The sequence below is a fragment of the Lysinibacillus sp. NPDC093712 genome, from assembly GCF_050280025.1.
GTDB lineage: Bacteria > Bacillota > Bacilli > Bacillales_A > Planococcaceae > Lysinibacillus.
This window is the reverse complement of record NZ_JBNNUU010000006.1, coordinates 178990-185825: the sequence shown is the minus strand read 5'-3', so window position 1 is coordinate 185825 and position 6836 is coordinate 178990. Positions and strand designations below refer to the sequence as shown.

Annotated in this window: 7 protein-coding genes; 3 read left to right on the top strand and 4 right to left on the bottom strand. The window is 35.9% G+C overall.

The window, feature by feature from the left end:
* Positions 1-598: 598 nt before the first annotated feature.
* Both ACQKNX_RS19980 and ACQKNX_RS19975 read right to left on the bottom strand, forming a co-directional pair.
* Positions 599-1933 carry an MATE family efflux transporter gene (locus ACQKNX_RS19980; protein WP_427430363.1) on the bottom strand — a complete coding sequence of 445 codons (1335 nt, stop codon included), beginning with the start codon at positions 1931-1933 and terminating at the stop codon, positions 599-601.
* The gene (locus tag ACQKNX_RS19975) at positions 1920-2387 is read right to left on the bottom strand and encodes a GNAT family N-acetyltransferase (RefSeq protein ID WP_427430362.1); all 468 of its coding nucleotides are present in this window, start codon (positions 2385-2387) and stop codon (positions 1920-1922) included. Before ACQKNX_RS19975 ends, ACQKNX_RS19980 begins: the two co-directional genes overlap by 14 nt.
* 84 nt (positions 2388-2471) lie before the next feature.
* Here ACQKNX_RS19975 and ACQKNX_RS19970 point away from each other — a divergent pair, with 84 nt between their 5' ends.
* The gene (locus tag ACQKNX_RS19970; protein ID WP_427430361.1) at positions 2472-3305 is read left to right on the top strand and encodes a MerR family transcriptional regulator; all 834 of its coding nucleotides are present in this window, start codon (positions 2472-2474) and stop codon (positions 3303-3305) included.
* A gap of 69 nt (positions 3306-3374) precedes the next feature.
* Here the strand turns inward: ACQKNX_RS19970 and ACQKNX_RS19965 are convergent, their stop codons facing one another.
* Positions 3375-3728, bottom strand: coding sequence for a hypothetical protein (locus ACQKNX_RS19965; protein WP_427430360.1), 354 nt, complete (start codon positions 3726-3728; stop codon positions 3375-3377).
* Positions 3729-3749: 21 nt separating this feature from the next.
* On the bottom strand, positions 3750-4445 hold the full coding sequence (locus ACQKNX_RS19960; RefSeq protein WP_427430359.1) for a DUF2225 domain-containing protein: 696 nt from the start codon (positions 4443-4445) through the stop codon (positions 3750-3752).
* Between the two features lie 461 nt (positions 4446-4906).
* Here ACQKNX_RS19960 and ACQKNX_RS19955 point away from each other — a divergent pair, with 461 nt between their 5' ends.
* Positions 4907-5680: a Cof-type HAD-IIB family hydrolase gene (locus ACQKNX_RS19955; protein WP_427430358.1), complete on the top strand. Its 774-nt coding sequence runs from the start codon at positions 4907-4909 to the stop codon at positions 5678-5680.
* Positions 5681-6205: 525 nt separating this feature from the next.
* Positions 6206-6802, top strand: a complete 597-nt coding sequence (locus tag ACQKNX_RS19950) for a DedA family protein (RefSeq protein WP_427430357.1) — start codon at positions 6206-6208, stop codon at positions 6800-6802.
* The last annotated feature ends 34 nt before the right edge of the window (positions 6803-6836 follow it).

Sequence of the window (6836 nt, the reverse complement as noted above, 5' to 3'; positions counted from 1 at the left end):
TAAGGAAAAATCCACGTAGACTCCTGCGGGAACGCACGTAATGTAAGACGCGACAAACCGCGCGACAGCGAGGGTTGCGGCTTACAATGTGCCCGCGAAAAGCGTAGTGGATTTTTTCGATTTAGGTGCAGATATTATGCTTAAAGTGCCAGGCACTCAAACAATTTCCATATGTCTTACCAAGGAAAAATCCACGTAGACTCCTGCGGGAACGCACGTAATGTAAGACGCGACAAACCGCGCGACAGCGAGGGTTGCGGCTTACAATGTGCCCGCGGAAAGCGAAGTGGATTTTTTCGATTTAGGTGCAGATATTATGCTTAAAGTGCCAGACACTCAAACAATTTCCAGATGTCTTGCCAAGGAAAAATCCACGTAGACTCCTGCGGGAACGCACGTAATGTAAGACGCAACAAACCGCGCGACAGCGAGGGTTGCGGCTTACAATGTGCCCGCGGAAAGCGTAGTGGAATTTTCCGATTTAGGAGTAGATATGATGCGAAGTTTCTTAGCAAAGTGCCAGGCACTAAAGCGGAAAACACCCGCCCGTAGCAGGAATCAATGGCAGTAATTATTATTTTTGAATTCCCACTTAGTCTTAGTTTGAAAAAACCGCACGTGGCTTTCTTCTGATATATAAGAAAATCAGCAATGCAGTAATACCTTCAGCGACGGGGAAAGTCCACCAAATTGCTTGTGCTCCTAGTAATTTAGGTAGCAATAAGAGCGCTGGAATAAATAAAATAATACTGCGCAGTAACATAATTGTTGTTGCAAGGCGAATTTTTTCAATAGATTGGAAAAACTCTGCAAGTACCATGTTTAAGCCTAAGAAGACATAACCAATTGCAAATTGAACAAATCCTTGGGTTGCTATATGGCGAATTTCAAACGTACTATCGCCGAATAACGCTATTAACTGCGAAGGGAATAGCATAGCAATAATGGCAATGCTTAATCCGAGAATAAGAGCGGTAGCTAAGCCAATTTTCAATAGCGCTGTTAAACGCTTTGTTAATCTGGCACCATGGTGGTAGCTGACAAGAGGTTGTAGAGCCATACCAATACCTAAGAATACAGTTAATAATACTGTATGAATATAGTTAACCATTGCATATGCTGTTACGCCGTTAGCGCCAAGGTAGTGCAAAAATGATACATTATATAAAATAACGATAATCGCCATGGAAGCTTCTACGATAAAGCTTGGTAAACCAATGGCAAATATTTTCTTTAAATCGGATAGGCTGAAAAATGAAGATACAAATTTTAATTCAGATTGCTTTCTGAAGAAATGGAGACATAGCACCGACATGCCAATGATTGTAGAGATTGCTGTCGCTAAAGCGCAACCTTTTACACCGTAATGGAGCACGAAAATAAATACGTAGTTTAATAATATATTTAAAATGGATGTAGTGATTAAACCCATCATTGCGAGCTTTGGATTTCCATCATTGCGAATAAAAATACTTAATAAGTTTTCAATTGTGTAAAAAACACCAAATATCAAAATCACATGCAAGTACTCTTGCACAAAAGGATAAGTAACATCACTTGCCCCAAATATATAGGCAATTTCCTTCAAGTTTGATAAAAGTAATAGCACTAAAGTTAAAACTACTGCAAGCATCGTTGTAAACGAGAGTGTAAAAAGCTGATGTGCTCTTTTTCTATTGCCTTCACCGAGCGAAATAGAATACAATGTGGCACCGCCCATACCAATCCACAGTGAAATTGACAACAAAATGGAGAAAATCGGTACGGCAATATTGACACCTGCTAAAGCTGTTGGGCCAACCCCATGACTGACAAATATACCATCAACTAAAATGTTTACAGACATGAGTAGCATACCAATCATCGCAGGGAATAAGTAGGATAAAAACAATGGCTTTAACGGTCTTGTTTCAATTGGATTAATTGTCGTCATGAGCAAGTACCTCTCTTACCATGACCTTTTCGCCCTTTTCATCTAGTTCACCGTTAAAGGCGAACCCAAACTTTTTATAGAGCTGAATGGCTACTTTATTGTTGTCATAGACGCTTAAAAATATTTTTTGGCAATTGTATTTTGTTTGTAAAAAACTGATAAGCTGCTGTAAAAAGTACTTTCCAAGTCCTTTATGCTGATAACGCTCATCAATTAAATAGCGGTCTAGCCAAACGCGTTGTGTATCGTCCTCGTGAGGAAATACACCATACATTGCGAAGCCTACCGGGATATCCTCCTTGTACAAACCAACTGGAATAAATCGTCGATCGTCCTCTGCCTCGTCTAAGCATTGCTGTGTACTTTCAATAAAGTCCTGCTGATTGTCAGCGATGTGTAAAGCTAATACTTCTTCTTTGTTTAAAGCTGTGATGTCACGTATTTCCGTGAACATAATGTCAAAACCTTTCTAAATTTATTGTGAATAGCTACAATCTAAAGTATATAGTAACTATATAGTCAAGAAAGGAAACTTAAAATGCTTAATAAAAACGTAAAATATTTTACAACAGGTGAATTTGCTAAGCTTTGTAAGGTGAATAAACAAACGCTCATTTACTATGATCAAATTGGCCTTCTATCACCAATTATGAAAGATAGTAAAGACTATCGTTATTATTCCATCGCTCAATATGATTTTTTTAGCGTTATTGAATTATTAAAAACACTTGGTATGTCTTTAAAAGAAATTCAAAAGTATATGGCGGATAAATCACCAGAAAACTTTTTAGATTTGATGCGTCAGCAAAAGGAGCTTGTGGCGAAAAAACGGCAAGAGCTTGAAATGATTGAAAGTATTATTGAGGTAAAAATCGAGACAACAGAGGAAGCGATGCATATAGATTTTGACAGCATTACGATCGGTCATTTCCCGGAAGAGACATTATATTTAAGCAAAAATATTGAAGATTCCACAGAGGAACAGTTTGTAAAGGCGGTCTCGGATTTTATCGATGAATTGGATCGCTCGCAGCTTGATACAGGCTATCCAATTGGGGGCATCACAAAAAGAGAGCAAGTTTTAGCTGGTAACTATGATAATTATTGTTACTTATATATGGAACAACCGCATCCTCAAGAAGGGCATCCATATTTTAAGGCGATTGAAGGAGATTTTATTATTGGTTACCATATAGGATTATCAACGACGCTAGGCCAAACATATGAACGATTATTTAAGGTCATGGATGAAAACGGCTACGAGCTAGGGCAGTACGTGTATGAAGAATATATTTATGACGCTGTTATTAAAAATCGGGAAGAGGATTATGTCACGAAAATTATGATGGAAATTATCAAAAGGGCAAAGTAGTTTTTCAAAAAAAGAATCTACGACATTGTGGCTATTCACGCAATGAGGTAGATTCTTGTATTCAAAGGTTTATTTGTAATGGTAAGTGCTAGCTCTTGAATTATTGCGTTGAATTTTATTAAACCATGCTTGATCTTTTTCTTCTTGCTGTAAGGTATTAACGATGGTTGAGGAACAGTTAACACAAATTTTTGCTTGTGTAATTTTACCGCATCGTTCACATGGTGCGCCAAGATTAGGGAAGATAGAGGTTTTTAACTTGCCTGTCTTCACCCATTTATAAAGTAAGTCCGATGAAATACCTGTTAATGCAACAATTTCATCATTCGTTAAGTGCCGATTATTTTTTCTTAATAAAAAATGATGTAATTCCGAAAAAATATCCTCTTCTCGAGCGTCTATTTTTTTTTCGAACAGCAGCATTCAAATCCTCTCCCTTCTCAATTATTTGATGATTTCTTCTTTATTTTCAGAAACATAGTTAGGGTGTTCGTCATATTTATAGTTTTCCCAACGATTACGTGCTAGTTTGCGATATTTATTGGAAACATTGCGATCTGCGATTAATCTAGAAAATCCTTTTTTTGCTTCTACAATATCGCCGAGTCGAAGGCTTAATTCGGCATGTAAAAATTGAATTCGCTCGCTGCCTTCTTGATTGGACGCAAAAGATTTACTGTAAAAGTCTCTTGCTGCATATAAGTAGTGAGTTTCAGATTCGCTTTCATTTTTCAAACGATACAGCCAAGCTATTTTTAGGGCGATATTAGCCATTAAAAGTGCCTCTTCCATTGAGGCCTTTGCTACGAGATAGGCCAATTTATAGCTAACGATAGCATCATCAATCGTGCGTTCGTGACAGATGTTCATTGGCTTATGTAGTTCTTTAATATACAATTCCTCGATTAGTAGCAAGAACGGTCCATACGTTCTCGTCATAGATTTATGGTAAGCATATCCGCAATGCGGGCATACAGCAACTTCATAAAGCAATGGATTTAAGCCTTCATAAACGGGCATAAAATCCGTTTGTTCTTCGATTATTTTAAAACGATTTGGTCGAACTTTATATGTTGTATATTGTTTTTTGCAAAATTTACAATCCACATTACTTTCGTAGTAGTAAATATTAAAACCCATATGAACCAACTCCTCTGTGTCGAGTTTTTAACATTTCTTTAGTTCTATTTAAATAAGGGCGATACTCGTTCAATATATTTAATGGATTTTCTACTATTTTAGCAATTCTATGTTTTTTGGTATACTCCTTCAGTATGATTAAAGTAATGCCCATAAAACATTAATTTTTTATATGTAAAGGGAATGCATGGTTTAAATATACTGGCAATAGTATTTATCGGTGGTGTATAGGGAAAAGTTAAATGTTTTAGTCTACTTTATTAAATTAAATCTGACATACTTAGAATGCTGTTTTTTATAAAAAATTGTCGTAGTTTTATTATAATACATATAGGATAAATTTACTATTCAATAATATGCATATTGATAAGGGATTTAAGCCGGTAGAAAGCTAATTTTTTTAGTTTCAAAGTACAATAATCACTATATTTTTCTATTTAATTTAAAGGGGCTAGATCGAAATGGATTGTAAAATTATTTTCTTTGATGTGGATGGTACGCTTATCAACTATAGCGATGGTTGTATTGAAAGAAGTACGAAGAACGCGCTACAAATACTAAGGAACAAAGGAATTCGATTAGTTGCTGCAACTGGTAGACCATTATCCATGTGTCATGATTTGCAAGAACTAGGTATTGATACATTTATTACTGCTAATGGTGCTTATACTCGGCATGGTGATCAAATCATCCATACCATTCCTATCGCACAAGAAATCGTAGAAAGCGTAAAAGCTTTTGCTGAAGACAATAATAATAGTCTATCATTTTTCACTGACCAACTATCCATGAATAATGTTCGCCATCCTGCAACACTAAAAGCGATGAAGGAGACATTATCTTTAGATGAGTATCCTCCCACTAATAATAATATTTTAAACGAGAAAGTTTACTTAATGTGTTTATATGCCAACGAACAAGAAGAGAAAAAGTACATAACACAATTTCCAAATTTGAAGTTTGAAAGATGGCATCCGACGATTATGAATGTGCTACAAGACGATGTATCAAAATCCATCGCTGTTGAAGCAGTGCTAAAATATTTCAACCTACTTCCGAAAGAGGCAATTGCTTTTGGAGATGGAGATAATGATATTGATATGTTAAAGCAAGTTGAATATGGTATTGCGATGGGAAATGGCAGTGTCGCATTAAAAAATATCGCTGATTATGTCACGAAGAAATCGGATGAAGGTGGCATAGATGATGCATTGCGTAAGCTACAGCTAATCTAAGGTAACAAATACGATAAAAAATGAAATAATATTGCAATCGCATCTATAGGAGAATATTTAAATGATTGCTATTGCTACACTAGCTAGCAATAGCCCCTTCTTCTCATAGTAGGTGCATAGCGTTGATTAGATTTTGCTGGATAGATAGGAATGTTATCAAATTGTATGAATAAATTATTGATAATGGTCGTGGTAGATGTTCTAGTTGCCATTGTCGTATATATTTGTTTATAGTCAGCCCATCAGCCAAGAACGAAATAAGTCGTACATGAGTGAGTCTACAGTAAGGGATATGGAGTCATCATCAATAGAAATTAGCGCTGAAAGAGTTACGAAGATACGGTAAAGAGGGTTTTTGTTGAAAACTGAATTTAACAAAAATAAAGTTGTGATGATTGTACAATATTGATATACATGTAATAATGATTAAACCTATGCAAAAGTGATTGTTAAAAATAATTGACTTTAAGAGGCTTATGTTAAGCTAAGATAATGGGAAAATTAAGGCTTTAGGTGGGGTAAAACATGGTGCATCACGTGCAATCTCTTATTGAACATTACGGGTATTTTGGGATTATTCTTATACTAGTTGGAGGGATTGTCGGGCTGCCACTTCCTGACGAAATTTTTTTAACCTATGTAGGGTATAATGTTTATCGAGAAAATTTAGAGCATATTCCTGCATTAATAAGTGCTGCGGTGGGAGCTGCAGGAGGCATCACCCTCAGCTACTTTGTTGGTCGTCGATTCGGTTTACCGTTATTACAAAAATATGGGCCGAAAATTCATATAACAGCACAAAAAATTGAGTTTACGAAAAAATTGTTTGAAAAGATAGGGCCTGTACTATTATTTATTGGATACTTTATACCTGGCGTTCGTCATCTCACAGCATATATTGCAGCCATTAATAATTATCCTTATAAAAAGTTTGCTGTTTATGCGTATGCAGGTGCAATCGTATGGACTTTCACATTTATTACTTTAGGGAAAGAGCTAGGAAATAAGTGGCGTTTTGTTGGTATGTATTTATCTCAATACAGCTTCTATGCAATATTGGTGTTTATAGTACTAATGCTGATTGTGTACTATATATTTAAAAAAAGAAATACGATTAAATGAATACAGCATGTTAAAAGAAGGTCTGCTACAAATG

What these genes read in the sequence shown, in the direction of transcription:
- ACQKNX_RS19965 (WP_427430360.1), bottom strand. Translation starts at nt 3,728, where the DNA reads ATGCTGCTGTTCGAAAAAAAAATAGACGCTCGAGAAGAGGATATTTTT.
- ACQKNX_RS19970 (WP_427430361.1), top strand. Translation starts at nt 2,472, where the DNA reads ATGCTTAATAAAAACGTAAAATATTTTACAACAGGTGAATTTGCTAAG.
- ACQKNX_RS19960 (WP_427430359.1), bottom strand. Translation starts at nt 4,445, where the DNA reads ATGGGTTTTAATATTTACTACTACGAAAGTAATGTGGATTGTAAATTT.
- ACQKNX_RS19955 (WP_427430358.1), top strand. Translation starts at nt 4,907, where the DNA reads ATGGATTGTAAAATTATTTTCTTTGATGTGGATGGTACGCTTATCAAC.
- ACQKNX_RS19980 (WP_427430363.1), bottom strand. Translation starts at nt 1,933, where the DNA reads ATGACGACAATTAATCCAATTGAAACAAGACCGTTAAAGCCATTGTTT.
- ACQKNX_RS19950 (WP_427430357.1), top strand. Translation starts at nt 6,206, where the DNA reads ATGGTGCATCACGTGCAATCTCTTATTGAACATTACGGGTATTTTGGG.
- ACQKNX_RS19975 (WP_427430362.1), bottom strand. Translation starts at nt 2,387, where the DNA reads ATGTTCACGGAAATACGTGACATCACAGCTTTAAACAAAGAAGAAGTA.